Origin of the sequence: Bradyrhizobium sp. S3.12.5 (assembly GCF_040548225.1) — a bacterium.
In the GTDB taxonomy this organism is placed as follows: Bacteria; Pseudomonadota; Alphaproteobacteria; order Rhizobiales; family Xanthobacteraceae; genus Bradyrhizobium; species Bradyrhizobium cytisi.
In genome coordinates this window covers 141,991-165,477 of the sequence record NZ_JBEPRF010000013.1, presented here as the reverse complement: position 1 = coordinate 165,477, position 23,487 = coordinate 141,991, and the positions used below count along the sequence as shown (strand labels likewise).

Here is a 23,487-nt window from a genome sequence, read left to right as displayed (position 1 = left end):
TTTGCACCGCCAAGCGTTCGACAAAGCCCGTCTGGAATACCACCGCGCCACCCATCGGCGATTCGCCCCAATCGCTCCAATCCGTCCCGGCAGGCACTTGCCGCCAGGCCGGTGTTTTTTTCGTGGCAGAATTAGGCCGTCGCCGCCTGCCAGCGCCTATCGCGCAAGGACGGCCGGCGATGCAGGCGGGCGCCGAGCAGGCTGCGGGCACGCGGCAGCTCGCCGCTGCGCATCAGGGCGACAAGGAAAGTGTCCTCGATCAGCTCGCGCTGGGCATGGCTGCCGCCAATGCGCACGACCTCAGGGAGGACAGGCGCGAGCTCGCGCACGCAAACCGCGTAATTCTCGTCCGCGAACGCCGCGAGCGCGCGGCAGATCGCCGGCACCACGGGGCCGGCAGGCAGCATGCCATCGGCAAGGCGCTGCTCGATCACGGTCAGGCGTGCTGCGAGCGCCGCGCGATTTTGCGTCGCGGCCGCAAACAGCGCCATGTGGACGTCGGCGAAGGGCAGGCTCGACTTCGGGAAGAGTTTTTGAGCCGTGGCGTCGGCCTCGACCCAGAGCGCCCTTGGCACGGCGTGGCCGTACGCCGACAGGCGCCAGAGCAGCGAGGCGCCGTCGGTGATGACGTTGAGCGGCGGCGCCTGCGTGGCGGAGGGCTGCAGCACGTCGTCATAGATTTTGAGCGCGCGGGCCGCATCGCCGTGCTCCAGCGCGCCGAGCGCCTGATGCCAGAGGATATGGCCGTGCAGGATGCCGGCGCGGTCGTAAGTCGGAAGCCATTCGTCGACGAGACGGTCGGCGGCCTCGATCGAGCCGTCCTCGAACATCGCATGCAACACGGCATGTGCGGCGTGGGCGTTCGCGCGGCGCAAATTGAAGCCGCGCTCGGTGACGGCGCGGCCGCGGGCGACGTCGCCATTCTCGGTCATCGCCCAGCCGGACATGGTGAGAAACCACCAGTCCTCGCCATAGTGATGCGCGACGCGTTCGCAGAGCTCATGCCGCGCGCGATCGTGATCGGCCATGCCGGAGAAGGCGAACAGGCCGAACGCGCCGAGCGGTAGCGACAGCACCACGGCATCGCGCGGCCAGCTCTCGACATGCTTGAACATCGCGGCGATCGCGTCGGGCCCGCGTCCCTCGATAGCGAGTGCCAGCGTCTCGACATGCGAGCGCTCGCGCTCCGTGCCGCGTCTGGCCACAAGCTCGCGCGCCAGCGATGCCTTCTGCCGTGCAAGATCGCCCTGCTGGTAGAACGCATGCACGCGAGCGCGAGCGATGTGGGCCAGCGCGAAATCCGGATCGGCGGCGATCGCGCGCTCCAGCGTCTCCGTCGTGCCAGTCCAGCCGGCGAGCATAAGATCGATGCCTTCACGATAGGCGCTTGCTGCCTCGTGCGAGGTGGTGGAGAGCGGCAGTCCGTAGCGGTCTTCAAGCGCCATCGTTGTCTCCGGAGTTCAAGCCGTCCACGCGCGGCGTCCCTCGATCGGATAAGCGGGGTCGTTGTAGCCCGGCGTCGATGGATGGCCCGGCACGACCAGGCGGTCGATCAGCGCTTCATCCTCCGCAGTGAAGCTGTAGTCGAGCGCGCTTATGTAGCCGTCCCACTGCTCCTCGGTGCGCGGGCCTGCGACGATCGACGAGACGAAGGCGGAGTTGAGCACCCAGGCCACCGCGAACTGGCCGGCGGTGATGCCGTTCTTCTCGGCGTGGCCCTTTATCTCCTGCGCGAGCTGGAGCGATTCCGGCCGCCATTCGGTCTGCATCATGCGGGTGTCGTTGCGGCCCGCGCGCGTTTCCTTGTCGGGGGCTGCGTCCGGCTTATACTTGCCGGTGAGCACGCCGCGCGCCAGCGGGCTATAGGGCACGATGCCGAGGCCGTAATAGGCGCAGGCCGGAAAGTGCTCGACCTCGGGCATGCGGTTCATCGCGTTGTAATAGGGTTGGCTCGCCACCGGACGGTCGATGCCGAGCCGGTCGCAGATGTTGCAAATCTCGGCGACGCGCCAGGCGCGGTAGTTGGAGACGCCGAAGTAGCGGATTTTGCCGGCGCGGATCAAATCGCCCATCGCGCGCACCGTCTCCTCCAGCGGCGTCGCGTGGTCTTCCTTGTGCAGATAGTAGATGTCGATGTGGTCGGTGCCGAGCCGCTTCAGGCTCTCGTCGGCGGCCTGCAACACCCAGCGCCGCGACAGCCCGGCGCGATTGGGATCGTTGCCCGTCCCAGTGTTCATGGGATTCGCGAGCTTCGTCGCAAGCACCCAGGCGTGACGGTTGTTGCCGATCGCGCGGCCCACGACCTCCTCGGAGCCGCCCTTCGAATAGGCGTCCGCGGTGTCGATGAAGTTGATGCCGGCGCCATGTGCCTTGGCAATGATCCGCGTTGATGCCGCTTCATCCGTTGGCCCGCCGAACATCATGGTGCCCAGGCAGATCGGCGACACTTTCAGGCCGGAGCGGCCGAGCTGGCGGTATTTCATGGGGCCTATCCTTGCTGCTTTTTGTGGGCGTCAGCATATCCGCCTCGCTCCGTCATTGCGAGCGCAGCGAAGCGATCCAGAGATGCGTCCGCGGAGAGATTTCTGGATTGCGTCGCTGCGCTCGCAATGACGCGGAGAGGGCGGTGGCAGCCTGACAGCGCAGGACTACTCCGGCCCCTTCAAAATCTTGAACACACCGTTCGCCATCACGACGCAACGGTCGTCGACGGTGACTTCTGTGCTCATGAAGATCAGGCTGCGCGTCGCGCGCACCACGCGGGGGCGGGAGATCAGGATGTCGCCGATCTTGCCCGCTTCCACGAAATGCGTGTCGAGCTGCACCGTCGCCATGTACTCCTTGCCGGAGACGTAGCGGGCGGTCATGCCGCATGTGCGGTCCGCGAAGGTCATCATCACGCCGCCCTGGACCATGCCGCGGCGGTTGTGGTGCTTGTCTTCGGTGGCGATTGCGAATTCGTATTGGCCGTCGACCTTGCGTTCCCACAACGGGCCGACCAGGTGCATGAAGCCCGTGGTCTCGAGGATGGTCCAGCCGTCTGATTTGAGCTTCGCGGCGGTCTTGCTGGTCATCGCTCCGTCCATCCTTGCAACGCTTGATCTCGTTTCATCGAGCGCGGTCCTGGTGTAGTCAAGCATCATGAGAGCTCTCGGCGATGCCACCAGACGGAATATCGCACAGGCCTGCGCGACATTCGCGCGGCTGCCCGATGCGGCCGAGCCGTCGACGCTGAAGCGCGCCGCGGTGGTGCTGGCGCTGATGGCATCCCATGACGGTGACGACACCGCGTTTCTGCTGACCAAGCGCGCATCGAGCTTGCGCGCGCATCGCGGCCAGTGGGCGTTGCCGGGCGGACGCTGCGATGCCGGCGAGACGCCGGTCGAGGCGGCGCTGCGCGAGCTCGACGAGGAACTCGCGCTCAGGCTTCCGGTCGACGCCGTGCTCGGTCTGCTCGACGACTATCCGACGCGCTCCGGCTATCTGATCACGCCGGTCGTGGTCTGGGCTGCCGAGAGCAATGCGATCACGCCGAACCCGGACGAGGTCGCCTCCGTCCATCGCATCTCGCTCGACACGATCGAGCGCGATGATGCCTTCGATTTCACGGATATCGCCGAAAGCAACCGTCGCGTGATCCGCTTCCATCACCAGATGAGCCTGATCCATGCGCCGACGGCGGCGCTGATCTACCAGTTCCGCGAGGTACTCGCGGGGCGGCAGACCCGCGTCGGCGACCTGGAACAGCCGGTGTTCGCCTGGAAGTGACGCAAGCAACAAAAAGAGGTAAACGGTGCGTTAACGTGACGGTTACCGGATGCCTGCTAAAAGGGCAGCATGCATCATTCGATTCGAAAACAACTGGCGCTGGTTCCACTGGCGTTTGTCCTGCTCATCCCCGCCGCGCGTGGCGGCGAGTCCGATGCGCTGCCGCCCGCCGTCAGCAATGCCAACGCCCAGCTTCTGTCGCAGTTTTTTGCGCAAAGCGGAGGCGGCGCGTCGCCGGCGGTGCTCGAATATCGCCGCAAGCTGGCCGAGTATCAGCAGATCCGCGGCGCCTTCGATGCCGAGGCCGGCGCCTATTGGGGCCAGGTCACGGAAAAGCGCCGCGGCCGCAATGCCAAGCGGCGCGGCGGGCAGCAGATCACGCTCGACGATTACGTGCTGGACCAGCCGCCGGTCTATACCGGGCCGAAGCGGCCGGTGAACCCCGAGCCCGAGGAAACGCCGGAGCGCCCCACGCGCAAGCCGCTTCCAGTGGCCTCCGATCTCTTGCGCGCCGCACAGGATCTCTATCAATTCACGCCGCAGCGTCCGACCAACGAGGTCGAGTTCAAGCGCGCCTATGCGCGCTACGCGCTCTCCTCCGGGCTCACGCGCGAGCAGGCAGTGCGGGTCTATTCGTTCGAGACCGGCGGCACCGGCAATTTTGACGTGCAGGCGGGCATCGAGCACGGCGGCAAGCGCGCGATCTCGACCGCGATGGGCTACAACCAGCTGCTCACCACCAACAGCGTCGAGCTGCTGGCCGAGCAGGGCCATGAGTTCATCCGTGCGCTCTCCGACAAGGTGGCGCGCAGCTCAGGGCCGGAGCGCCAGTCGCTCGAGCACAAGCTCGGCGTTCTGAAGAAGATGGTGGCGCATGCGAAATCGGTGCCTGACACCTGGTCGGAGCATGAGAAGATCGGCGACACCACGCAGGGTTGGGCCATGCATGCGATGGTGCTGGACATCGACATCGGGCCGATGCTGCAGACCCACAAGCTCTTGACCTCGGTGCTGTTCGCACGCGCCAAGGGCTATACCCGTCCGCTCACCGCCGCCGAGCTCGAGATGATGAACCTCACCGGCGACGGTACCGGCCTCGACATGGTGACCATGCCGCAGGCGATGCGCGAGCAGGTGCCGACATCGAACTTCTTCCAGCGCGGCGGCTACGAGCGCAATCCGGTCGCGATCCGCCACAACACGGTGGCGAAGCTGCTCGCGGTGACGGATGCGCGGATGGACAGCAACAGCAACAATTCCGGCGCGCGGGAGCTGACGGCGGCGTTTTGATTCAATTGCTGTCATGCCCCGGCTTGACCGGGGCATCCAGTACGCCGCCGCTTCTCCGTATCCCATCGCTGTCTCGGGAATACTGGATCGCCCGGTCGAGCCGGGCGATGACATCGGATATGTGGCCCGCCCTACCGATCCGACCCGAACTTGAACCTGCCGTCGCCCTCGAGATACTGCCCGCTGCGCATGTAGAGCTGGCCGTTCTGGCCGATGAAGAACAGCGTGCCTTTGGGCACCTTCCTGGCGCCCTTCAGCAGCTCGCCGGCATTGCTGGTACCCATCTTGTAGGAAAACGTCTTGCCTTCCTTGTCATAGGCATAGCCGGTGTCCGGCTTGAGCTCCCACGGCGTCGCCGCGGTTTGCGCGCACGCGGGGGCGGCGAGCGCGCCCAGCGCGGCTGCAATTGCAAATGTCTTGATTGAAAATGCCATCATCCATCCTCCCCGTCGTTGAGGTGCTCTGCTTGAACAAATCACGAACGACGTTTCCGCGTCAATCCGCGATGACGCCGCAGCGCATCACGTCTTGCCCAGCAGTTTGTGATTTTCCCTTCGTCCCCTCGCGACTATGTTCCGCTTTCAGTCTAGAACGCAACACGACAAAGATATTGGTGGGGATGATTCGAATGCGCCATGTCATTAAATTTTGCTGGATTGCCGGGGTGTCGCTGACGGCGCTCGCGCCGGCCGCCCGGGCCGATGATTACCAGCTCAGCCACAACCAGCGGATTTCGTGCAGCCGCGGCCTTGCGCCGGGCAAGCTCAACACCGCGACCTGCAAGTCCTACACCTATCTCTTCAATACCAAGACCTCGGAATATTTCCGCTGTCAGGTCTCGCTGGCGCTGACCCGCGACAACAAGGAAGTCATCAACGTCCAGACCGATGGCGGCTGCACCAAGAAGCCGCGCATCTTCGAGACCGACGGGCACTATGATTTCGACGCGACCGAGACCGAGCCGCCGAACACCAACTCGTTCTTCGGCCCCGGCGGCTACTCGATCTGGGCCGCCGACATGGCCGCGCAGAAGATCCGCGGCTGCATCACCATCTCCTCCGGCCTCGGCTCCGACATCTCCAAGTGCCTGGACATGACCTTTCAGTAACGGCTCTCGAATGACGGCGAGCCGCGGTCCAATGACCCGGCTGCGCCATGTCGCCGCACCTGCCGAGTTCCCTGAAAAATCAAGGCGAATCGGCCGTTTACCGCAGTCCTGTTTTGCCTTTTGGATGGGTTGACCCGCTCCCCTCATCCGGCCAATTTCGCCGCCGGTTTGGGGAGTGAAACAACCATGAAACGGACGATTTTCGGCGTGGCCGCGGCTCTTGCTCTGGCGGCGTCGGCACCTTGCGCGCATGCGCAATCCTTCATCAACGTGCTGACCGGCGGCACCTCCGGCGTCTACTATCCGCTCGGCGTCGCGATCGGGAAGATCTACGGCGACAAGATTCCGAACGTGAAGACGCAGGTGCAGGCCACCAAGGCGTCGGTCGAGAACCTGATCCTGCTGCAGCAGGGTCGCGGCGAGCTGGCGTTCACGCTGGGCGACTCGCTGAAGGCCGCCTGGGAAGGCGACGAGGAAGCCGGCTTCAAGACCAAGCTGGACAAGCTGCGCACCATCGGCGCGATTTATCCGAACTACATCCAGATCGTCGCGACCGCCGAGAGCGGCATCAAGACGCTCGCCGACCTCAAGGGTAAGAGCCTGTCGGTCGGCGCGCCCAAATCGGGCACCGAGCTGAACTCGCGCGCCATCCTTTCGGCCGCCGGCATGACCTACAAGGATCTCGGCAAGGTCGAATACCTGCCGTTCGCCGAATCTGTTGACCTCATGAAGAACCGCCAGCTAGGGGCGACGCTGCAATCGGCCGGCCTCGGCGTCGCCTCGCTGAAGGATCTCTCGAGCTCGAGCGCGATCAATGTGGTGGCCGTGCCGAAGGCGACCGTCGACAAGATCGGCCCGCCCTTCATCTCGACGATCATTCCCGCCAACACCTATACCGGGCAGGACAAGGACGTCCCGACCGCGGCCGTGGTGAACTATCTCGTCACCAGTTCAGCCGTGTCCGACGACCTTGCCTATCAAATGACAAAGCTGGTCTACGAGTCGCTGCCCGAGCTTGCCAACGCGCACGCGGCCGGCAAGGAGATCAAGCTCGAGACGGCCGCCACCGGCAGCCCGATCCCGCTGCATCCCGGCGCGATCCGCTATTACAAGGAAAAAGGGCTGATCAAGTAAGGCGCGCCTTCTCCGTCGACGTCTTGCCCGGGCTTGTCCCGGGCATCCACGTTCTAGGATGAGCTTTAAGCCGTGGATGGCCGGGACGAGCCCGGCCATGACGGTCCGGGTGGATCGTGTTGCTGCTATAGATTGAATGGGCTTGGACTGGGGCGATTTGTAATGCTGGAAAAGGCGGAGAGCTCCGCGGAGCCGATCAAGGTCGAGTTCGACAATTTCGAGCACGGTTTTCCGGAAGGCTTTGGCCCGGGCTGGTGGGGCACGCTCGCCTACTGGATCGGCATCGCGTTCGCGACCTTCCAGCTCTATGTTGCCGCCTTCAACTATCTGCCGAGCCAGGTGGTGCGCGGCGTCCATGTCGGCTTCCTTGTCCTGCTCACGTTCGGCCTGATCGCCAACTTCACCGCGAAGAGCAGTCTTGGCCGCGCGCTCGGCTGGGTGATCGGCGGCGCCGGTTTCTTTTGCGGGCTCTATCAGTGGATCTTCTATGCCGACCTGATCGCGCGCGACGGCGATCCGACCAGGCTTGACCTCGCCGTCGGCACGCTGCTCGCGGTGCTGATCTTCGAGGGCACCCGGCGCCTGATGGGCGCGGCGCTGCCGCTGATGTGCGGCGCGTGTCTCGTCTACTGGTTCTTCGGGCAATATCTGCCGTCGCCGCTGAACCATCGCGGCTATGATTTCGACCAGATCATCACGCATCTCGCCTACGGCACCGAAGGCTTTTACGGCGTGCCGATCTATGTGTCGGCGACCTACATCTTCCTGTTCATCTTGTTCGGCTCGTTCCTGGAGCGCGCCGGCATGATCCAGCTGTTCACCGACGTCTCGCTCGGCCTGTTCGGCCGCACCCGCGGCGGCCCTGCGAAAGTCGCGGTGTTTGCCTCGGGGATGATGGGCACGATCTCGGGCTCGGGCGTCGCCAACGTCGTCACCGTCGGCCAGTTCACGATTCCGCTGATGATCAGGTTCGGCTATCGCCGCGCATTTGCGGCGGGCGTCGAGGCCACGGCCTCGATGGGCGGGCAGATCATGCCGCCGGTGATGGGCGCGGTCGCCTTCATCATGGCGGAGACGCTCGGCGTCCAGTATTCGGAGATCGTCAAGGCCGCCGCCATCCCTGCGGTGCTCTACTTCGCCTCGGCCTTCTGGATGGTGCATCTCGAAGCCGGCAAGCACGGCCTCGTCGGCATGAAGCGCTCGGAAACTCCCAGTGCCTGGAACGCACTGGTCAAGGGCTGGTACCTCGTGCTGCCGCTCGCGGCCCTGGTCTACATGCTGTTCGAGGGCTTCACGCCGCTCTATGCAGGCAGCATGGGCCTCGCGCTGACGGTCGGGTTGATCCTCGGGATCAGCATCGCGGCCGGTGCCTCCTCCATGCTGATCCGCACCATCTTCTGGATCGGTCTTGCGCTCGTCGTCGCCGCGCTGTCGCACGACGGGTTGAAGATCGTGCCGGTCGGCTGCGTCGTCGTCGCGCTGATCGTGATCACGGCTTTCATCCGTGGCGGGATGGCGGCACTGCGCTCCTGCCGTGACTCGCTTGCGGAGAGCGCAAAATCCGCCATCACCGTCGGCATGGCCTGCGCCATCGTCGGCGTCATCATCGGCATGATGTCCCAGACCGGCGTCGGTACCATCTTCGGCGGCTGGGTGATCGGGCTCGGCGAGAAGAGCCTGTTCCTGGCGCTGATCATGACCATGCTGCTGTCGATCCTGCTCGGCACCGGCATCCCGACGATCCCGACCTACATCATCACGGCTGCGCTCGCAGCGCCCGCGCTGGCGAAACTCGGCGTGCCGCTGATCGCGAGCCATATGTTCGCGTTCTATTACGGCATCATGGCCGATCTCTCGCCGCCGGTGGCGCTGGCCGCACTGGCGGCAGCGCCGATCGCGAAGGAGAACCCGGACAAGATCGGCTGGGAAGCGATGCGCATCGCGCTCGCCGGCTACGTCATCCCCTTCATCTTCGTCTATTCGCCGGCCTTGATGCTGCAGGCCGGCGATCCCATGGCCGCGAAGCTCGGCTTCTACGGCGCGGTCGCGCTCGCAAGCTTCAAGGCGCTGGTGGCGATCGCGCTGTTTGGTATGGTCGCAATCGGGTTCCTATTCACGCGACTGACGCTACTCGAGCGCCTGGTGGCGCTCGGCGCCGCGCTGTGCCTGCTCGGCGATTTTCCGTTCAGCGACACCGCGGGCTTCGTTCTCTCGGCGGCGCTGGTGCTGTGGCAATGGCGGCAGCGTCCGCCGGCCGTGGTCGAGGCGGTGTGAGCCTCTGCCTCGCAACAGCCGGGGCTGTGAAGGCGCTGGCGCTGTCCGCGTTCACGCTTGCATGGACGCATTCGATCGCGAAGGTCGAGTGGCAGGAAGACTGGCGCGTCACGCCTGCAGGCCTCGAACTGATGCAGGCCCGCGTCAAGGGCACCGGCCCCGGCATGGAGCCGCCGCCGGAAGCGCGGCTCGTCGACGGCTGGTTTCAGTGGAGGCCTGCGCGCGCGCCGATGCCGGAGGTCGTGCTCGGCAATTCGGGCGCTGCCGGCGAATGGCGGCTATGCCATGACGCGACGTGCCGGACGCTTTCCGAGATTGTCGGCCATCCCGTCGGTGCTAACGTCACCAGGATGAGCATCTGCGACGAACAGCAGAGATAAGGAGACACGCGATGGACCGGCTCAAGGGCAAGGTTGCGATGGTGGTGGGGGCCGGCTCGATCGGGCCCGGCTGGGGCAACGGCAAGGCGGCGGCGGTGACCTTTGCGCGCGAGGGCGCGCAGGTGTTTTGCGTCGACCGCAACGGCGCGGCCGCCGAGGAGACCGCCAAGATCATCACCGGCGAGGGCGGCAAGGCGACCGCGTTCACCGCGGACGTGTCGCGGCCTGCCGAGATCGAGGCGATGGTCGCAGCGTGCCTCGGGGCCTATGGCCGCATCGACGTGCTCGACAACAATGTCGGCATCGCCGAGATGGGCAGCGTGGTCGAGGTGACCGAGGAGAGCTGGGACCGCGTCTTCAGCATCAACCTCAAGAGCGCCTATTTCGCCATGAAGCACGTCATTCCCGTCATGGTGACGCAGGGCGGCGGCTCGATCATCAACATCTCCTCGATCGCCTCGATCCGCCACATGGGCATCTCCTACGTCACCTACGGCGCCTCCAAGGCCGCGATGAACCAGATGACGCGCACCACCGCGATCGAGTTCGCGCGGCACCATGTGCGGGTGAATGCGATCCTGCCCGGCCTGATGAAGACGCCGATGGTGGAGCATTCCGCCGGCCTCGCCAACAGCTACGCCAAAGGCGATGTCGAAGCGATGTGGCGCGCCCGCGATGCGCAAGTGCCGATGGGCCACATGGGCGACGCCTTCGACGTCGCCAACGCCGCGCTGTTCCTGGCGTCGGACGAGTCGAAATATGTGACGGGGATCGAGCTCGTGGTCGACGGCGGGATCACCTGCAAGGCGGGGGCGTAAGCATCGCCTCAAACTCCCTGTCGTCCGGGGCGCGCACAGCGCGAGCCCGGGATCCATAACCACAGGCTGTTGTAATGGGCACGCTGGTGGCTCCAGCTTGGTATCAACAACTGACTTTCGGGGTTATGGGTCCCGGATCGGCGCGCGCTTTGGGCGCGCTTGTCCGGGACGACGAGGAGTTTGCGGGCGCATCGAGCGCATCATCCCCCCGCACTCAACTCCGCCCGATCCAGCTCCTCCTCGAGCCGGTGAAACGCGTCGTCACCGATCACCTCGGTGGCGCGCAGGCTGAAGATCGATTTGCGCGCGGCCTCGATGGCGCGGCGGCGTAAGGGATCGGCGGGCAATTCGCCGTTGGCGATGCCGCCGTGCGGATCGTCGTCGGCCTGCATCAGGATGGCGCGGTATTCGAGCCGCAGGATTTCGGCCTCCTCCGACGGATCGTCCTCGATTGCATCGAGCGCGGCGCGATAGGCGATGGCGCGGGCGCGCGCGACCTCGATGCCAACGGGATCGTCATCCTTGAGGCCGAAAGCGAGGATCAGCGGCCGCAGCGTCAGGCCCTGGATCACCAGCGAGCCCAGCACGACCGCGAAGGCGATGAAGACGATGAAGTCGCGATAAGGAAAATTCTCCGGCAGCGCGAAGGCGGTCGCGAGCGTGACCAGGCCGCGCATGCCGCACCAGGAGATGATGAGGCCGCCCTTGGGCGAAGCGACCTGCTTCGGATCCTTGGGGTGATAGATGCCATGAGCGATCAGCACGCGCAGGGTCGTGCGATAGAATGTAATCCAGAGCAGCCGGACCAGAATGACCGTGAGCAGGATCCACGCCGCAGCCACGCAATATTCCCAGCGCACGTCCGCGTTCAGCTTGGTCCAGATCGGCCGCATCTGCATGCCGATCAGCATGAAGGCGAGCACGTTGAGCACGAACACCGTGGTCTCCCACACCGCGTAGGACGGCACGCGCAGCCGCGCCGGCATGCGCGCCGGCGCCGTCTGCGCGATCGTGATGGCGTAGACGACGATGGTGAGGATGCCGGAAAGGCCGAGATGCTCGGCGGCGATCCAGATCATGAAGGTGGTGGCGAACTGCACGATGATCGCGCTCGGCACTTCCCTGACGCGCTCCATGATGGGCGGGATGATGCGCCCCGCAAGAAGGCCGGCCAGCACGCTGCCGACCAGCGCCAGCGCCATGGTCGGCGCGACCTCGCTCCACGTCAGATGCTCGGTGACGACCGCGCCGACAGCGATGCGGTAGATCAGCAGCGCGCTGGCATCGTTGAGCAGGCTCTCGCCCTCCAGCACCTTCACCATGCGGTAGGGCAGCTTGACCTGGCTCAGGATCGCGACCGCCGCTGCCGCATCCGGCGGCGCCACGATCGCGCCAAGCGCCACCGCGGCGGCCCAGGGCATGTCAGGAAAGAGCCGGTGCGCGACAATGGCGACGCCGACCGTGGTCAGGCCGACCGCGGCCACAACCAGGGTCGAGACCGGAACCCAGTTGTTGCGGAGATCGCGCAAGGAAGTATCGAAGGCGGCGTCCAGCAGCACCGGTGCGACAAAAAGCGCCAGCGCCAGGTCCGGCTGCAGCGCCCAGGTCGGGCTGTTCGGCACGAAAGCGATCAGCGCGCCGCCGACGGCGAGAAAGGTCGGATAGGGGACCTTGATCCGCCGCGCCAGCGCCGATAATGCAACGGCGCCGAGCAGGAGCGCGATGATCCATTCGAATGTCGACACGACGATCCCCGAAACCGATGTGAGCGGCGCCACAAGCTAGCACCAATCCGGCCGTATGATGGATAGTACGGCCTCATGGCAAGACTTTCCGGCTGCAGCGAGCATGCGTTTTCAAAAGCTTCTTCAATTGTCCGGAGCCGTGGCGCTCTCAATGCTTTCGCTCGGTGCCGCTTGGGCCGCGACCGGGGGCGAGCCGGCCGCCACCGCGCAGATCGACGTCGCGGCATGCCTGTCCGCAACCGCGGCCGATGACATGGACAAAGCGGGCCCGGCCTGCGCCGCCGTCATCGACAACGAGAAGACGGCAAAACCCGATCTGATCAAGGCCCTGATCGCGCGCGGTGCGCTGCTGGCGCGGCATGACCAGATCGACCGGGCCATCGCCGACGACAGCCGCGCGTTGTTGCTCGATCCCACGCTCCCCGACGTCTTCAATGCGCGCGGTGAGCTCTGGCTGAAGAAGGGCGACAAGCCCAAGGCGGTGCAGGATTTCGGTGCGGCGCTCCGGATCGATCCCAACCACGAAAAAGCCAAGGCCAATCACCAGGCGATCGCGCGTGAGCTCGAGCGGATCGGCGCGCAGATGGCGGTCGCTGGTAAGCCCAGCTTCAATTGCGCAGGCGCGCGCCGCCCGGTCGAGAAGGCGATCTGCGGAAACCGCGAGCTCGCCGACCTCGACCGCGAGGTCTATGCAGCCAATGCGCGCGTGCTGCGCGAGGCGCACGACACGGGCGAGGCAAGGAAATTCCAACGCGAGCAGGATGATTTCATCGCGCGTCGCAATGCCGGATTTGGCCGGCCGGGGTATGATTTGAAGAAGGCCATGCAGGATCGGCTGCAGCGGCTGAACGGGGTGGACGGATACTAGCCGGCATTTGAACCCTATCCCCGGCCGCCGCGACAATGGTGAACACCTGATGTTACGGAGCCTTCCTCATGTGCGGCACGCGTTCTCCCGCGCAAACATCCAAAATCCCGCTGCGCGCGCTTCTGCTAGGCGCTGCAATGAGCCTGGTTCTCGTTGGCCCAGCCTCAGCCGGCGTCGATTGCGTGGCCGGCAGCAAGGCCGCCCCAGCCGAGCTGATCCCGGCATGCAGCGCCATCATCGACCAGGCCGCAAATCCAAATCCCGAGCGCGTCGCGGCGCTGCTGGTTCGGGCCGATGCCAATGCGCGGACCTCCGGCGGTCTGACGCAGGCGCTGCGGGATATCGACCGCGCCATCGCGCTCGACGGCAAGAACGCCCGCGCCTGGCGCCTGCGCGGCGACCTGTTGCGCGAGGCGGGTGGCGATCTCAACCGCGCCACGTCCGATCTCAGCAAGGCGATCGAGCTCGATCCGCAGGATGCCGAAGCCTATGAGCTGCGCGGCGTGGCCTATACCAATCAGCGCCGGCTCGACCGGGCGCTTGCCGATTACGACCAGGCAATCAAGCTGAAGCCGGATTATGCGCAGGCCTGGTCCGACCGCGGCGCAACCTATTATCTCAACGGCGACAACGACAGGGCGGTGAGCGATCTTAGCGAGGCCTTGCTGCTCGATCCGAACCGGGCGCGCAGCTACACCAATCGCGGTGCGGCCTACAAGAAGCTCGGCCAGCTCGACAGGTCGATCGCCGACGACAGCGAGGCGATCAGGCTCGATCCGAAGGTGCCGGAACATTACGACAATCGCGGGCTCTCCTATGCCGCGATGAAGGACTACGACAAGGCGATCGCCGATTACGACCAGGCGCTGCGGCTGGCACCGCGGCCGAATTTCTTCACCAACCGTGGTGATTCCTACCAGTTCAAGGGCGAGTTCGGCGCGGCGCTCAGCGACTACAACGACGCGCTGAAGCTCGATCCGAATTTCGCCAAGACCTACAACAACCGCGCCGTGCTCTATACCAAGATGGGCGACCGCAGGAAGGCGCTGGCCGATTACGAGACGGTGCTGCGGCTCGACCCCGGCAACACCAACGCCGCGGACGGCCGCCGCACCATGATGGCGGAGATCGAGAAGTTCGGCGCCGGGTCACCGCAGCCGTTGGCTGCGAATTCCGGCAACGGCCCGTCATTCGATTGCGCGGATGCGAAGCGCGAGGTGGAAAAGGTGATCTGCGCCGATCCGCAGCTTGGCATGCTCGACCGCCAGCTCGCCGAGGCCTATGAGCGCGTGCTGAAGTCGATGAGCCGGCGCTCGGCCGCTGATCTGCGCAAATCCCAGCATGATTTCCTCGCCACCCGCGACGCCAGCTTCCGCCGCCCCGGCTACGATTTGAAGAAGGTCATGCTGGACCGGTTGCAGCGGCTGAATGCGATGGAGGGCTAGGAAGGGGGCGACGTCCATCCTTTTCAGCTTGAACCGCGGCCCGTTCCCGGGAAAATACCCCTCAAGCAAGGCCGGCACTTGATCCCTGTCATGGCGGGACTGACATCCCGCGGTCAGGTCGAGGCGAGGCCAATAAAGGGAACGGGAGCGCGGGAATGAATGTCCGAGGAAACGCCGGCGGAAAGAGCCTTTATCACGAGGTCCATGCGCGCTCGCTGGCCGATCCCGAGGGCTTTTGGGCCGAGGCGGCGAAGGAAATCGACTGGATCGAGCCGCCGAAGACAATCTTCGACCCCGCGCAAGGCGTCTACGGCCGCTGGTTCAGCGGCGGCGTCGTCAACACCTGCTACAACGCGCTAGACCGCCACGTCGAACGCGGCCGCGCCGAGCAGGTCGCGCTGATTCATGATTCGCCCCTGACCAACTCGGTGACCAAATTCACCTATGCCGAGCTGCTGGCCGAGGTGCAGGCGCTCGCCGCCATCATGCAGGATTTTGGCGTCGCCAAGGGTGACCGCGTCATCCTCTATATGCCGATGGTGCCAGAGGCCGTGGTCGCGATGCTCGCCTGCGCGCGCATCGGTGCGGTGCATTCAGTGGTGTTCGGCGGCTTTGCCGCAAAAGAGCTTGCGACCCGCATCGACGATGCGCAGCCAAAACTCATTCTCTCCGCAAGCTGCGGCGTCGAGCCGGGCCGCATCGTGCAGTACAAGCCGCTGCTCGACGAGGCGATCAAGCTCGCGTCTGCGAAGCCCAAGGCCTGCATCGTGCTGCAGCGTCCGCAGCTGATCTGCGATCTCACGCCAAAGCGCGACTATGACTGGGCGAGCCTGCGCCGCAAGGCGATGAACGACGGCAAGAAGGCGCCTTGCGTGCCCGTTGCCGCCACCGATCCGCTCTACATTCTCTATACGTCAGGCACGACCGGTATCCCCAAGGGCGTCGTGCGCGACAATGGCGGGCATCTGGTCGCAGTGAAATGGTCGATGTTCAACCTCTATGGCGTCAAGCCGGGCGAGGTCTGGTGGTGCGGCTCCGACATCGGCTGGGTGGTCGGCCACAGCTACATCATCTACGGCCCGCTGCTGCACGGCGCGACCTCGATCATGTATGAGGGCAAGCCCGTCGGCACGCCCGACGCCGGTGCGTTCTGGCGCGTGATCAGCCAGCACAACGCGATTGCCTTCTTCACCGCGCCGACTGCGTTCCGCGCGATCCGGAAGGAGGATCCGGAAGGCAAGTTCATCCGGCAATACGATCTGTCGAAATTCCGCACGCTGTTCCTCGCGGGCGAGCGTGCCGATCCGCCGACAGTGGAATGGGCGGAGCAGCAGCTGAAGGTGCCTGTCATCGACCATTGGTGGCAGACCGAGACCGGCTGGTGCATTGCCGGCAATCCGGTGGGGCTGGGCCAGCTGCCGGTGAAGCACGGCTCGCCGACGGTGCCGATGCCGGGCTATCAGGTCGATGTCGTCGACGACGCGGCAAAACCCGTCGGTCCCAACACCATGGGCTCGATCGTCATCAAGCTGCCGATGCCGCCGGGTTGCCTGCCGACACTGTGGAATCAGGATGCGCGCTTCAAGGAAGCCTACCTCAGCGAATTCCCCGGCTACTACAAGACCTCGGATGCCGGCTACAAGGATGAGGACGGCTATGTCTTCGTCATGGGCCGCACCGACGACATCATCAATGTCGCCGGCCACAGGCTCTCCACCGGCGGCATGGAGGAGATTCTGGCTTCGCATCCGGATGTCGCCGAATGCGCCGTGCTCGGCGTCAAGGACGCGATCAAGGGCGAGGTGCCTTGCGGCTTCCTGGTGCTGAAAGCCGGCGTAAAGCGCCCGCCCGCCGAGATCGAGAACGAGATCGTAGCACTTGTGCGCGACCGGCTCGGCCCCGTGGCCGCCTTCAAGCTCGCCATCACTGTCGCCCGCCTGCCCAAGACGCGCTCGGGCAAGATCTTGCGCGGCACCATCAAGAAGATCGCCGACGGCGAGGTGTGGGCCATGCCCGCCACGATTGAGGACCCCAAGGTGCTTGACGAGATCGGGGAGGCGCTGAAGGGGCGGGTGTGAGCGTGCTGTGACTTATATTCTCCGTATTCCGCGCTAAACAGGGCGGGCCAACAGGGGACCTCGTATGCCACTCGCCACCGCACCGCGCCTGCTTGCAGCCGTCCTGCTCGCCATCGCTCTCTCCGCCTGCTCGGCGCGTTACCAGACGCCGACGGCGATGGGCGGAGACGACGATGATGCGGTGTGCCAGAGCCGCGGCTATGCGTCGGGATCGCCCGAATATGTGGCCTGCCGCAAGGACCGCGACGTGCAGCGCAGTGCCGCCACCTCACGCGCCGATCGTCGCCAGCGCGATCTCGGCGAATACATGCTGAACCATCCCGATCGACCGTAAGGCGGAGCGCTGTCTCGCCTGCAATGTGGTGATGGAGGCACGGTATTTTCCCAAGGACGACACCGGAGAGATCACGCACAAAAAAACGCGGCAAGTCTCCTTGCCGCGTTCTGATGGCGTTCGATAACTGAAAGAGCGAGGCCTACTCCTCCTCTTGCTCCTGCTTCTTGCCGCCGAGGGTCTTCAACTTGGCGAAGACGGCATCGACGTTGAGGTCGTCGCCCGACTTCTCCGACGGCTCGAACTCGTCCTTCTTGGTGGTCTCGGAGGCCGGCAGCAGGGTGGCGCCGCCATAGGCTGCGTCGATCGGCTTTTCCTTGGCCGCACGCGCCACTTCGAAATCGAGCTCGATCTGCGAGCAGAGGCCGAGGGTGACCGGGTCGATCGGGGTCAGCTGCGAGGTGTTCCAGTGGGTGCGGTCGCGGACGCTGGCGATCGTGCTCTTGGTGGTGCCGACCAAGCGCATGATCTGGGCGTCCTTGAGCTCCGGATGGCTGCGCAACAGCCAGAGGATGGCGCTGGGGCGCTCGTGGCGGCGCGACACCGGGGTGTAGCGCGGGCCCTTGCGCTTGGGCTGGGGCGGCAGCACGACCTTGCTCTCCTGGAGACGGAGCCGGTAGTCCTGGTTCTTCTCGCCCTTCTCGATCTCCTCGCGGGTCAGCTGGCCGTTGGAGATCGGATCCATGCCCTTGATGCCTTGCGCGGCGTCACCGTCGGCGATCGCGCGCACCTCGAGAGGGTGCATCTTGGTGAAATCGGCGACCTGGTCGAAGGTCAGCGCGGTGTTGTCGAGCAGCCAGACGGCGGTCGCCTTGGGCATCAGAGGTGCGTTGCTCATGGCAAATCTCCTTTGTGCTTCGCCCACCCCTCTGGAGGCGAAACCGGTGGTCATCAGCGATGACAGGGAATTCGCGCTATATAAGCCCGGAGGGGGTAGCCACGCAATGGTTCTGCTATAGATAGTGCCTTGACAGCGCCCGAAAGGGGGCCCAATTCCCTCTCAAGTCGCTATAAGTCCAAGCAGACCGTTTCAGGCCCTTTTCCATCCATCGACCGTCCCCCGCCAGAAGGCGAGTGGGTGATTCGGTCCCGAGATCGCTCAATGTCAGCCAAACCAGACCTCAAGTTAGTGCTTTGTTCTCCCCGCGGCTTCTGCGCTGGGGTGGTTCGGGCGATCGACACCGTGGAACGGGCGCTCGATAAATACGGCGCCCCCGTCTATGTTCGCCATGAGATTGTGCATAACAAATACGTCGTCGACGGGTTGAAGAAGAAGGGCGCCATCTTCGTCGAGGAGCTCGCCGAGATCCCGGAAAACACCACCGCGCCGGTGGTGTTCTCGGCCCATGGCGTGCCGAAGTCGGTTCCGGCCGACGCCACGTCGCGCAATTTGTTCTCGCTGGATGCCACCTGTCCGCTGGTGACCAAGGTGCACCGTGAGGCCGCGATCCACTTCAAGCGCGGCCGCGAGATCTTCCTGATCGGCCATTCGCATCATCCCGAAGTGGTCGGCACGCTCGGCCAGCTGCCGGTCGGCGCCGTCACCCTGATCGAGACCGCCGAGGACGCCAAGACCATCGCTCCGAAGGACCCCAACAACCTCGCCTTCGTGACCCAGACCACACTGTCGATCGACGACACCGCGGAGATCGTGGCGCTGCTCAAGGAGCGCTTCCCGAACATCAACGGGCCGCACAAGGAAGACATCTGCTACGCCACCACCAACCGCCAGCTCGCGGTGAAGAAGGTGGCGCCGGTGGTCGACGCCCTGATCGTGGTCGGCGCGCCGAACTCGTCGAACTCGCAGCGCCTGCGCGAGGTCGCCGAGCGCGAGGGCTGCAAGGTTGCGGTGCTGGCGCAGCGCGCTGCCGACCTCGACTGGACGCGGTTCGAAAACATCACCAGCCTCGGCATCACCGCGGGCGCGTCGGCGCCGGAAGTGATCGTCGAGGAGATCATGGACGCGTTCGCCGAGCGCTACACGCTGCACGTGGAAACGGTCTCGGCCGCCGAAGAGAACGAGTTCTTCCCGCTGCCGCGCCAGGTGCGCCCCGAAGCCGCCGCCGAGTAAACCTGCATGGCGGTCTACACCGACGTTGCCGCCGACGAGCTTGCGGATTTCCTGAGGCAATACGATCTCGGCGAGTTGCTCTCCTACAAGGGCATCGCCGAGGGCGTCGAAAATTCCAACTTCCTCCTGCACACCACCCAAGGCTCGTTCATCCTCACGCTCTACGAGAAGCGCGTGGCGAAGAAAGATCTGCCGTACTTCCTCGCGCTGATGACGCATCTCGCCGAGCACGGCGTCAGCTGCCCGCTGCCGGTGAAGGCGAAGGACGGCGAAGCGTTGCGCGAGCTGTCGGGACGCCCCGCGGCGATCATCACCTTTCTCGAAGGCGTCTGGCCGCGCAAGCCGAACGCGACGCATTGCGCCGGCGTCGGCGAGGGCCTCGCCCGGATGCATCTGGCCGGCGCCAATTTTGCGATCAAGCGTGCCAATGCGCTGTCGGTCGCGGGCTGGCGGCCGCTGTTCGATGCGGCAGCACACCGTGCCGACGAGGTGCAGCCGGGCCTGCGCGCATTTCTCGCGGCCGAGCTCGACCATCTCTCGGGTGGCCTCTGGCCGAGCAATCTGCCCGAGGGCGTGATCCACGCCGATCTCTTCAACGACAACGTCTTCTTTCTCGGCGACAAGCTCTCGGGGATCATCGACTTCACCTTCGCCTGCAACGACATGCTGGCCTACGACGTCGCGATCTGCCTGAACGCCTGGTGCTTCGAGCCGGACCATTCCTTCAACGTCACCAAGGCGCGCGCCTTCCTGAACGCCTATGGCCGTGTGCGAAAGCTCTCCGAGGCGGAAGAGGCTGCGTTGCCGCTGCTGGCGCGCGGTGCGGCGATCCGCTTCCTCCTCACGCGGCTGGTCGACTGGCTCAACGTGCCGCCGGGCGCGCTGGTCAAGCCGAAGGATCCGCTCGAGTATTTTCGCAAGCTGCGCTTCCACCAGAGCGTCTCCAGCGCGCGCGACTATGGGCTGCTGCCGTCAGGACTGGTCGCGTGAGCGAGCTTCCCAATGTCACGATCTATACCGACGGCGCCTGCTCGGGAAATCCCGGGCCCGGCGGCTGGGGCGCGATCCTGAAGTTCGGCGACAAGGAAAAAGAGCTGAACGGCGGCGAACGCCACACCACCAACAACCAGATGGAATTGATGGCGGCGATCTCGGCGCTCGAAGCGCTGAAGAAGCCGTGCATCGTCGATCTCTACACCGACAGCCAGTATGTCCGGCAGGGCATCACCGGCTGGATCCACGGCTGGAAGCGCAACGGCTGGCGCACCGCCGACAAGAAGCCGGTCAAGAATGTCGAGCTATGGCAGCGCTTGGATGCCGCGCTGAAGGCGCATGAGGTACGCTGGCACTGGGTGAAAGGCCACGCCGGGCATCCCGAGAACGAGCGGGCCGATCAACTGGCGCGCGACGGGATCGTCAAGGCGCGGTTGCAGCAGCGGGTCGCAGAGTAGGGGCATCGACGTCGTCGCCGACGCGACCTCATTCTCAACCGTCATCGCCCGGCTCGACCGGGCGATCCAGCACGCCGCGGCGGCTGTAATGAATCTCGACGTCTCTGGAATACTGGATGCCCCGCTTTCGCGGGGCATGACAGCGTCATTTGTGGCTGAGAGCGGCGCCTCAAGCTCAGAGCTGTCCCAGCAGCGTATCGCCGCCGGATACCTCGACCTTGCCGGGCATCGCCTCCAGGTTCAGCTTCTTGACCACGCCGTCCTCGACCAGCATCGAATAGCGCTTGGAGCGGATGCCGAGGCCGTTGCCGGAGGCGTCCAGCTCCATGCCGATCGCCTTGGCGAAGTCGGCGTTGCCGTCGGCGAGGAAGATCGCTTCGTCGCGCTGGTCGGTGTCGCGCTTCCAGGCGTTCATGACGAAGGCATCGTTGACGGAGACGATCGCGATGGTGTCGACGCCCTTGTCCTTGATGGCATAGGCGTTGAGGAAGATGCTCGGCAGATGCATCTTGTGGCAGGTGCCGGTGTAGGCGCCGGGCACCGCGAACAGCGCCACCTTTTTGCCCTTGAAGATATCGTCGGTGGTCTTCACCTGCGGCCCTTCCGCCGTCATCACGCGGAATTTCGCCTCGGGCAGCTTGTCGCCAATCTGAATGGTCATCGTGAATTCTCCGTGGAAAGGGGCGGGGCTGTTCTAGAGCATTTTACCGACGGAGGGAAACGGCTTCACAGCGGTGTGATGAGCAGTGGCTGCCAATTTTCTCGTCATTGCGAGCGGAGCGAAGCAATCCAGAGCTGTCGCCGCGGTGACACTCTGGATTGCTTCGTCGCGAAGAGCTCCTCGAATGACGGCGGAGAGAGGCGGCACTACGCCGCCTGAGCCTTCTTCTCGTCGCGCAGTTCGCGGCGCAGGATCTTGCCGACATTGGTCTTGGGCAGGTCGGCGCGGAATTCGATCTGCTTGGGCACCTTGTAGCCGGTAAGCTGCTCGCGGCAGAACTTGATGACGTCCTCCGCCGTGAGGTTCGGGTCCTTCTTCACCACGAACGCCTTCACCGCTTCGCCGGACCCGCTGTCGGGAACGCCGATCACGGCGCATTCCAGTACGCCCGGATGGCTCGCGATCACTTCCTCGATCTCGTTCGGATAGACGTTAAATCCGGAGACCAGGATCATGTCCTTCTTGCGGTCTACGATCTTGGTGTAGCCCTTCTCGTCCATGATGCCGATGTCGCCGGTGCGGAAATAGCCGTCCGCGGTCATCACCTTCGCGGTCTCCTCCGGCCTGTTCCAGTAGCCCGACATCACCTGCGGGCCCTTGGCGCAGATCTCGCCGGGCTGGCCGAGCGGGAGTTCATTGCCGTCGTCGTCGCGGATCGAGATCCAGGTCGAGGGCACGGGAATCCCGATCGATCCCGAGAATTCGGTTGTGGTCGCGGGATTGCAAGTCAGCGTCGGCGCAGTCTCCGACAGGCCGTAGCCTTCGGCGATGAAGCAGCCGGTCACGGCTTTCCACTGCTCCGCCACCGGGCGCTGTACCGCCATGCCGCCGCCGTTGGAAATCTTCAGCTTGGAGAAGTCGAGCTTCTTGAAGTCGGGATGGTGCATCAAGCCGTTGTAGAGCGTGTTCACCGCCGGGAAGCTGTTGACCTGGTATTTCGCGAGCTCCTTGACGAAGCCGGCGATGTCGCGCGGGTTGGGGATCAGGAGATTGCAGCCGCCGGCGCGCACCGCGAGTAGGTAGCAGGCCGTCAGTGCGAAGATGTGATAGAGCGGCAGCGCACAGACGACCATGAGCTGATCGACATGCGGCGGCGTGGTCATCGCCGGCTGCAGCCAAGCATCGTTCTGCAGCACGTTGGCGACGATATTGCGATGGAGCAGCGTGGCGCCCTTGGAGACACCGGTGGTGCCGCCGGTATATTGCAGGAAGGCGACGTCGCCGGGCGACAGCTTTGGCTTGTTGAGGGTTGCACCCCGGCCGGCCGAGAGCGCATCGTTGAACGAGACAGCGCCCGGCAGCGACCAGGTCGGCACCATCTTCTTGACGCGGCGGACGACGAGATTGACGATCACGCCCTTGAAGCCGAGCAGGTCGCCCATGCTGGCGACGATGACGTGCTTGACCTGCGTCTTCGCGATCACCTGCTCGACGGTGTGCGCAAAGTTCTCCAGCACGATGATCGCTTCGGCGCCGGAATCCTTGAGCTGATGCTCGAGCTCGCGCGGGGTGTAGAGCGGATTGACGTTGACCACGACAAAGCCGGCGCGCAGCACCGCGGCGGTGGCGACCGGATATTGCAGCACGTTCGGCATCATGATGGCGACGCGCGCGCCGCGCTGCAGGCCGCGTCCCTGCAGGTAAGCAGCGAGCGCCAGCGACATCTGGTCGAGGTCGCGATAGCTGATCGCCTTGTCCATGCAGATGAACGCCTTGCGGTCGGCGAACTTGGCAAAACTCTCCTCAAGGAGGTCGACCAGCGACGCGTATTGAGTCGGCTCGATATCAGCGGGCACGCCGGGCGGATATTGCTTGAGCCAGATGCGCTCCATGGAAACTCCCCTCTCTTGCACCAGAGCCCGTTGTGTCTCGGGCTTGCCTCATTGCCGGCAGTATCGAGCCTGCCGGAACGGCTGGCAAGGCGGTCGAGGCTTAGGGCAAAGGCTGGAGAGTGGCTACTGGAATCGTCGCAGATCGCTGCCGCAGTGCGAAGTGCGGGCGT

Annotated in this window: 22 protein-coding genes; 14 read left to right on the top strand and 8 right to left on the bottom strand. The window is 64.8% G+C overall.

Annotation, left to right across the window (positions count from 1 at the left end):
- Positions 1-131: 131 nt before the first annotated feature.
- From ABIC09_RS20810 to ABIC09_RS20800, 3 genes are all read right to left on the bottom strand, one after another.
- On the bottom strand, positions 132-1,445 hold the full coding sequence (locus ABIC09_RS20810; RefSeq protein WP_354110390.1) for a tetratricopeptide repeat protein: 1,314 nt from the start codon (positions 1,443-1,445) through the stop codon (positions 132-134).
- 15 nt (positions 1,446-1,460) lie between these two features.
- On the bottom strand, positions 1,461-2,483 hold the full coding sequence (locus ABIC09_RS20805) for an aldo/keto reductase (protein ID WP_354110389.1): 1,023 nt from the start codon (positions 2,481-2,483) through the stop codon (positions 1,461-1,463).
- A gap of 165 nt (positions 2,484-2,648) precedes the next feature.
- Positions 2,649-3,074, bottom strand: coding sequence for a PaaI family thioesterase (locus ABIC09_RS20800; RefSeq protein WP_354110388.1), 426 nt, complete (start codon positions 3,072-3,074; stop codon positions 2,649-2,651).
- Positions 3,075-3,141: 67 nt separating this feature from the next.
- On the opposite strand from ABIC09_RS20800, the gene ABIC09_RS20795 reads away from it, so the two are divergent.
- The gene (locus ABIC09_RS20795; protein WP_354110387.1) at positions 3,142-3,768 is read left to right on the top strand and encodes an NUDIX hydrolase; all 627 of its coding nucleotides are present in this window, start codon (positions 3,142-3,144) and stop codon (positions 3,766-3,768) included.
- Positions 3,769-3,837: 69 nt separating this feature from the next.
- Positions 3,838-5,058: a hypothetical protein gene (locus tag ABIC09_RS20790; RefSeq protein WP_354110386.1), complete on the top strand. Its 1,221-nt coding sequence runs from the start codon at positions 3,838-3,840 to the stop codon at positions 5,056-5,058.
- A gap of 131 nt (positions 5,059-5,189) precedes the next feature.
- Here ABIC09_RS20790 and ABIC09_RS20785 read toward each other — a convergent pair whose 3' ends face one another.
- The gene (locus ABIC09_RS20785) at positions 5,190-5,492 is read right to left on the bottom strand and encodes a hypothetical protein (RefSeq protein WP_354110449.1); all 303 of its coding nucleotides are present in this window, start codon (positions 5,490-5,492) and stop codon (positions 5,190-5,192) included.
- 194 nt (positions 5,493-5,686) lie between these two features.
- Here ABIC09_RS20785 and ABIC09_RS20780 point away from each other — a divergent pair, with 194 nt between their 5' ends.
- The 5 genes from ABIC09_RS20780 (at position 5,687) to ABIC09_RS20760 (ending at position 10,772) form a co-directional block, all read left to right on the top strand.
- A complete protein-coding gene (locus ABIC09_RS20780) occupies positions 5,687-6,166 on the top strand; it encodes a hypothetical protein (protein ID WP_187434699.1) in 480 nt (159 codons plus the stop codon).
- 186 nt (positions 6,167-6,352) lie between these two features.
- Positions 6,353-7,300, top strand: a complete 948-nt coding sequence (locus ABIC09_RS20775) for a TAXI family TRAP transporter solute-binding subunit (protein ID WP_354110385.1) — start codon at positions 6,353-6,355, stop codon at positions 7,298-7,300.
- A 162-nt stretch (positions 7,301-7,462) separates the two neighbouring features.
- The gene (locus tag ABIC09_RS20770; protein WP_354110384.1) at positions 7,463-9,574 is read left to right on the top strand and encodes a TRAP transporter permease; all 2,112 of its coding nucleotides are present in this window, start codon (positions 7,463-7,465) and stop codon (positions 9,572-9,574) included.
- Positions 9,535-9,954, top strand: a complete 420-nt coding sequence (locus ABIC09_RS20765) for a DUF1850 domain-containing protein (protein WP_354032493.1) — start codon at positions 9,535-9,537, stop codon at positions 9,952-9,954. The genes ABIC09_RS20770 and ABIC09_RS20765 overlap by 40 nt, the downstream gene beginning before the upstream one ends.
- 11 nt (positions 9,955-9,965) lie before the next feature.
- The gene (locus ABIC09_RS20760) at positions 9,966-10,772 is read left to right on the top strand and encodes an SDR family NAD(P)-dependent oxidoreductase (RefSeq protein ID WP_354110383.1); all 807 of its coding nucleotides are present in this window, start codon (positions 9,966-9,968) and stop codon (positions 10,770-10,772) included.
- Positions 10,773-10,972: 200 nt separating this feature from the next.
- Here the strand turns inward: ABIC09_RS20760 and ABIC09_RS20755 are convergent, their stop codons facing one another.
- Entirely contained in the window at positions 10,973-12,550 is a 1,578-nt protein-coding gene (locus ABIC09_RS20755; RefSeq protein ID WP_354032491.1) for a cation:proton antiporter, read from the bottom strand.
- A 70-nt stretch (positions 12,551-12,620) separates the two neighbouring features.
- Between ABIC09_RS20755 and ABIC09_RS20750 the strand changes: the two genes are divergently transcribed.
- From ABIC09_RS20750 to ABIC09_RS20735, 4 genes are all read left to right on the top strand, one after another.
- Positions 12,621-13,385 carry a tetratricopeptide repeat protein gene (locus ABIC09_RS20750; RefSeq protein WP_354110382.1) on the top strand — a complete coding sequence of 255 codons (765 nt, stop codon included), beginning with the start codon at positions 12,621-12,623 and terminating at the stop codon, positions 13,383-13,385.
- Positions 13,386-13,453: 68 nt separating this feature from the next.
- Entirely contained in the window at positions 13,454-14,830 is a 1,377-nt protein-coding gene (locus ABIC09_RS20745) for a tetratricopeptide repeat protein (protein ID WP_354110381.1), read from the top strand.
- 155 nt (positions 14,831-14,985) lie between these two features.
- Positions 14,986-16,908, top strand: coding sequence for a propionyl-CoA synthetase (locus ABIC09_RS20740; RefSeq protein ID WP_354110380.1), 1,923 nt, complete (start codon positions 14,986-14,988; stop codon positions 16,906-16,908).
- Positions 16,909-16,972: 64 nt separating this feature from the next.
- Entirely contained in the window at positions 16,973-17,242 is a 270-nt protein-coding gene (locus tag ABIC09_RS20735) for a hypothetical protein (RefSeq protein ID WP_354110379.1), read from the top strand.
- Between the two features lie 142 nt (positions 17,243-17,384).
- Here ABIC09_RS20735 and ABIC09_RS20730 read toward each other — a convergent pair whose 3' ends face one another.
- Positions 17,385-18,080, bottom strand: a complete 696-nt coding sequence (locus tag ABIC09_RS20730; RefSeq protein ID WP_187434702.1) for a DUF1013 domain-containing protein — start codon at positions 18,078-18,080, stop codon at positions 17,385-17,387.
- Between the two features lie 264 nt (positions 18,081-18,344).
- Here ABIC09_RS20730 and ispH point away from each other — a divergent pair, with 264 nt between their 5' ends.
- From ispH to rnhA, 3 genes are read left to right on the top strand one after another with little or no spacing between them, the layout of a single operon-like run.
- On the top strand, positions 18,345-19,313 hold the full coding sequence (gene ispH / locus ABIC09_RS20725) for a 4-hydroxy-3-methylbut-2-enyl diphosphate reductase (protein ID WP_148749947.1): 969 nt from the start codon (positions 18,345-18,347) through the stop codon (positions 19,311-19,313).
- A gap of 6 nt (positions 19,314-19,319) precedes the next feature.
- Positions 19,320-20,303 carry a homoserine kinase gene (locus ABIC09_RS20720; protein ID WP_148749948.1) on the top strand — a complete coding sequence of 328 codons (984 nt, stop codon included), beginning with the start codon at positions 19,320-19,322 and terminating at the stop codon, positions 20,301-20,303.
- A complete protein-coding gene (gene rnhA, locus ABIC09_RS20715; RefSeq protein ID WP_354032487.1) occupies positions 20,300-20,764 on the top strand; it encodes a ribonuclease HI in 465 nt (154 codons plus the stop codon). The genes ABIC09_RS20720 and rnhA overlap by 4 nt, the downstream gene beginning before the upstream one ends.
- 175 nt (positions 20,765-20,939) lie before the next feature.
- Here rnhA and ABIC09_RS20710 read toward each other — a convergent pair whose 3' ends face one another.
- Both ABIC09_RS20710 and ABIC09_RS20705 read right to left on the bottom strand, forming a co-directional pair.
- Positions 20,940-21,425: a peroxiredoxin gene (locus tag ABIC09_RS20710; RefSeq protein WP_148749950.1), complete on the bottom strand. Its 486-nt coding sequence runs from the start codon at positions 21,423-21,425 to the stop codon at positions 20,940-20,942.
- Between the two features lie 206 nt (positions 21,426-21,631).
- Positions 21,632-23,317, bottom strand: coding sequence for a long-chain fatty acid--CoA ligase (locus ABIC09_RS20705; protein WP_354110378.1), 1,686 nt, complete (start codon positions 23,315-23,317; stop codon positions 21,632-21,634).
- Positions 23,318-23,487: the final 170 nt, after the last annotated feature.

What these genes read in the sequence shown, in the direction of transcription:
- ABIC09_RS20810 (WP_354110390.1), bottom strand. Translation starts at nt 1,445, where the DNA reads ATGGCGCTTGAAGACCGCTACGGACTGCCGCTCTCCACCACCTCGCAC.
- ABIC09_RS20805 (WP_354110389.1), bottom strand. Translation starts at nt 2,483, where the DNA reads ATGAAATACCGCCAGCTCGGCCGCTCCGGCCTGAAAGTGTCGCCGATC.
- ABIC09_RS20800 (WP_354110388.1), bottom strand. Translation starts at nt 3,074, where the DNA reads ATGACCAGCAAGACCGCCGCGAAGCTCAAATCAGACGGCTGGACCATC.
- ABIC09_RS20795 (WP_354110387.1), top strand. Translation starts at nt 3,142, where the DNA reads ATGAGAGCTCTCGGCGATGCCACCAGACGGAATATCGCACAGGCCTGC.
- ABIC09_RS20790 (WP_354110386.1), top strand. Translation starts at nt 3,838, where the DNA reads ATGCATCATTCGATTCGAAAACAACTGGCGCTGGTTCCACTGGCGTTT.
- ABIC09_RS20785 (WP_354110449.1), bottom strand. Translation starts at nt 5,492, where the DNA reads ATGGCATTTTCAATCAAGACATTTGCAATTGCAGCCGCGCTGGGCGCG.
- ABIC09_RS20780 (WP_187434699.1), top strand. Translation starts at nt 5,687, where the DNA reads ATGCGCCATGTCATTAAATTTTGCTGGATTGCCGGGGTGTCGCTGACG.
- ABIC09_RS20775 (WP_354110385.1), top strand. Translation starts at nt 6,353, where the DNA reads ATGAAACGGACGATTTTCGGCGTGGCCGCGGCTCTTGCTCTGGCGGCG.
- ABIC09_RS20770 (WP_354110384.1), top strand. Translation starts at nt 7,463, where the DNA reads ATGCTGGAAAAGGCGGAGAGCTCCGCGGAGCCGATCAAGGTCGAGTTC.
- ABIC09_RS20765 (WP_354032493.1), top strand. Translation starts at nt 9,535, where the DNA reads ATGGCGGCAGCGTCCGCCGGCCGTGGTCGAGGCGGTGTGAGCCTCTGC.
- ABIC09_RS20760 (WP_354110383.1), top strand. Translation starts at nt 9,966, where the DNA reads ATGGACCGGCTCAAGGGCAAGGTTGCGATGGTGGTGGGGGCCGGCTCG.
- ABIC09_RS20750 (WP_354110382.1), top strand. Translation starts at nt 12,621, where the DNA reads ATGCGTTTTCAAAAGCTTCTTCAATTGTCCGGAGCCGTGGCGCTCTCA.
- ABIC09_RS20745 (WP_354110381.1), top strand. Translation starts at nt 13,454, where the DNA reads ATGTGCGGCACGCGTTCTCCCGCGCAAACATCCAAAATCCCGCTGCGC.
- ABIC09_RS20740 (WP_354110380.1), top strand. Translation starts at nt 14,986, where the DNA reads ATGAATGTCCGAGGAAACGCCGGCGGAAAGAGCCTTTATCACGAGGTC.
- ABIC09_RS20735 (WP_354110379.1), top strand. Translation starts at nt 16,973, where the DNA reads ATGCCACTCGCCACCGCACCGCGCCTGCTTGCAGCCGTCCTGCTCGCC.
- ABIC09_RS20730 (WP_187434702.1), bottom strand. Translation starts at nt 18,080, where the DNA reads ATGAGCAACGCACCTCTGATGCCCAAGGCGACCGCCGTCTGGCTGCTC.
- ispH (WP_148749947.1), top strand. Translation starts at nt 18,345, where the DNA reads ATGTCAGCCAAACCAGACCTCAAGTTAGTGCTTTGTTCTCCCCGCGGC.
- ABIC09_RS20720 (WP_148749948.1), top strand. Translation starts at nt 19,320, where the DNA reads ATGGCGGTCTACACCGACGTTGCCGCCGACGAGCTTGCGGATTTCCTG.
- ABIC09_RS20710 (WP_148749950.1), bottom strand. Translation starts at nt 21,425, where the DNA reads ATGACCATTCAGATTGGCGACAAGCTGCCCGAGGCGAAATTCCGCGTG.
- ABIC09_RS20705 (WP_354110378.1), bottom strand. Translation starts at nt 23,317, where the DNA reads ATGGAGCGCATCTGGCTCAAGCAATATCCGCCCGGCGTGCCCGCTGAT.